Consider the following 2,337-nt stretch of genomic DNA (forward strand, 5'->3'; position numbering starts at 1 on the left):
CCATGGACACCACCACCATGACCGACGAGCAACGCAAGACGATCGCATTGGAGTATCTGCGCCGGCTCGACCGCGGCGCGTCGTTTTTCGATCTCTTCGACGATCACGCCGAGGTGTACTTTCCCAAGTGGGGTATCGCGACGGGACGGGCGTCGTTTGAAAAGCTGTTTGCGGACCTTGGATCGATCGTGTCGAAGTTCAAGCACGACCTGGCTTATCTGAACGTGATCCAGCAGGGCGATACGGTGGTAGTCGAAGGCACGAGTTATGGCACGACTCAGGGTGGCGTCGATTGGCGCGCAGGCGTGACCCATGCCGGACGCTGGTGCGACGTGTTCGAGATTCGGGATTTCAAGATCCAGCGGTGCTTCATATACCTCGATCCCGACTACGAGGACGCCGATAAGGAGCGCTACCCCTGGCTTTCCAGGTAACGGTTCGTTTAGCTAAAGACTTTGTGGACGGACTGCGCGGGAACGTCGAGGCTCAGCCGTTGTGGCCGCAATTGTCCTGATTGCGCTTGCCGTTGTCGTTGCGTGCATGTCGAAGCAACTCGGACACTTCGGCGTCGCTGGTCTGACAAAAGTCGAGGTAGAACTGGCCGACGCTCCAGTAAGCGTACGGGCGGAGCACGCAGACGAATTCGTCGACGATGCTCTCGATGCGCGCATCCGAGTCCGCAGGCGCAACCGGGAGCGCGGCCACGATGCGCGACGGCTTCTTTTCCCTCAAGGCCATCACGGCCGCCGTAAGCGTCGCGCCCGTCGCCAGGCCGTCGTCGACCACGATCGCAACGCGGCCTTCGATTTCCACCGCTGGCCGCGTGCCGCGATACATCGCCTCGCGGCGTGCGAGTTCCGACTTCTCTTGCGCGAGCACACTGGCGAACTCAGCGTCGGAAACGCTCATGTACCGAACGACGTTCCGGTCTAGATAGAACGCACCACCCGACGCAATCGCGCCCATAGCAAGCTCAGGCTGGAAGGGCACGCCAAGCTTGCGGACGATCAGGACATCCAGGTCGGCCGCGAGCGCCTGCGCGACTTCGAAACCGACCGGGACCCCGCCACGCGGAATGGCCAGCACCACGACATCGTTACGGCCAGCGTAAGCGCCGAGTAGCCCGGCGAGCGCGCGGCCCGCTTCCGCACGATTCGAAAACACCGATTCCATGCTGCTATTCCATCGATGACGACACTCAGGCTCGCGGCGCGCAAACCGCCAAACCGCCGAACTGCCAAACCGCGATACGCAAACACTTTAGTCGCAATTGGGCCGAACTGAAAGCAAGCGAAACGAAAGCAAACTGCTTCGGGCCACGCCTCGCCCGTCACAGCAGCTGTACGGTGAGACTTTCCATCACATAAGGCGCGAACCGGAAGTCACGGATCGCGACGATACGGTCGTCGGACCAGTCCAGCAATGTGGGTTGTTGTATCGATCATGGGCCCTCCGCTTGATGGCTCATCGCTGGGCTGCCGGCCTCCCGCATAGCGGACTGACTTTGATGCTGCAGAAGAATCCGGAAGGCGAGCCCGTGCGTGATCAGCAGTAGCGGTACAACGAGCGTCGGAATGAAGTAGGCGGCGCCCAACTGCCCCGCCATGAGTCCGGCCTCGTTGGCCTGGTAGAACGCGTTCAAGAGATCGGCTGAGCCCCAGAGGTTGCAGATCCATGCGATGACAATGCCGGCCCTGCTTAGCAGCGATACCAGCGAGAGCAACGCGAGCATCGCCGCGACGAAGTCTCCGTAGGCGGCTGCGTGCGCGAATGCAGACGGCAGTTCGGGCGACACGACGCCTGGGACGAGAAATGCCAACCCAATGAAGCGGAAACTGTGCAGGATAAGAAGGGGCCGCAGCGCTTCGGCCCTTCGCAGGATGCTGAGTTTTGGCCAGATGTATTGCTTCGCGACGATTCCCCACGCGATAAAGCTGAATGCGACGCTCACGAAAAAACAGAGTTGCGGCAGCATGAGTCTCTCCTTTGGTTTGAATTCCCGCGTTTCGACTGTGGGAACTGGCAGCCCTGGTACCCATAAGTACCAGAAGGTTCCGGCTAGTTTGGTACTATGCGGTACCGACTGTCAAGAGGGACGATGATGACTACTGTATCGCTGTCAAAGGAGCCTCAGGAAGGCCGCGACGAAACGGAGGTGCGCGCGCGCATTCTCGATGCAGCCTTCGCGGCGTTCATGAAGAGTGGCTACGGGGCAGCCAGCACGCTTGAGATCGCCACGCGCGCGCGCGTTTCGAAACGAGAACTGTACGCGCTGGTGGGCAATAAGAAGGAAATGCTAATCGCGTGCATCAGCGCGCGGGCCGCGCGACTTCAGGT

General features: G+C 60.6%; 4 protein-coding genes. 2 read left to right on the forward strand and 2 right to left on the reverse strand.

Annotation, left to right across the window (positions count from 1 at the left end):
- Window positions 1–2 precede the first annotated feature (2 nt).
- Entirely contained in the window at window positions 3–434 is a 432-nt protein-coding gene (locus WCA53_RS13570) for a nuclear transport factor 2 family protein (RefSeq protein WP_423910888.1), read from the forward strand.
- A gap of 52 nt (window positions 435–486) precedes the next feature.
- Here WCA53_RS13570 and WCA53_RS13575 read toward each other — a convergent pair whose 3' ends face one another.
- Entirely contained in the window at window positions 487–1,173 is a 687-nt protein-coding gene (locus tag WCA53_RS13575; protein WP_423910891.1) for a phosphoribosyltransferase, read from the reverse strand.
- Between the two features lie 268 nt (window positions 1,174–1,441).
- The gene (locus WCA53_RS13580; RefSeq protein ID WP_423910894.1) at window positions 1,442–1,975 is read right to left on the reverse strand and encodes a hypothetical protein; all 534 of its coding nucleotides are present in this window, start codon (window positions 1,973–1,975) and stop codon (window positions 1,442–1,444) included.
- Between the two features lie 123 nt (window positions 1,976–2,098).
- On the opposite strand from WCA53_RS13580, the gene WCA53_RS13585 reads away from it, so the two are divergent.
- A partial coding sequence (locus WCA53_RS13585; protein ID WP_423910897.1) for a TetR/AcrR family transcriptional regulator occupies window positions 2,099–2,337 on the forward strand: 239 nt, incomplete at its 3' end.

This window comes from Caballeronia sp., from assembly GCF_049581465.1.
Taxonomy (GTDB): domain Bacteria; phylum Pseudomonadota; class Gammaproteobacteria; order Burkholderiales; family Burkholderiaceae; genus Caballeronia.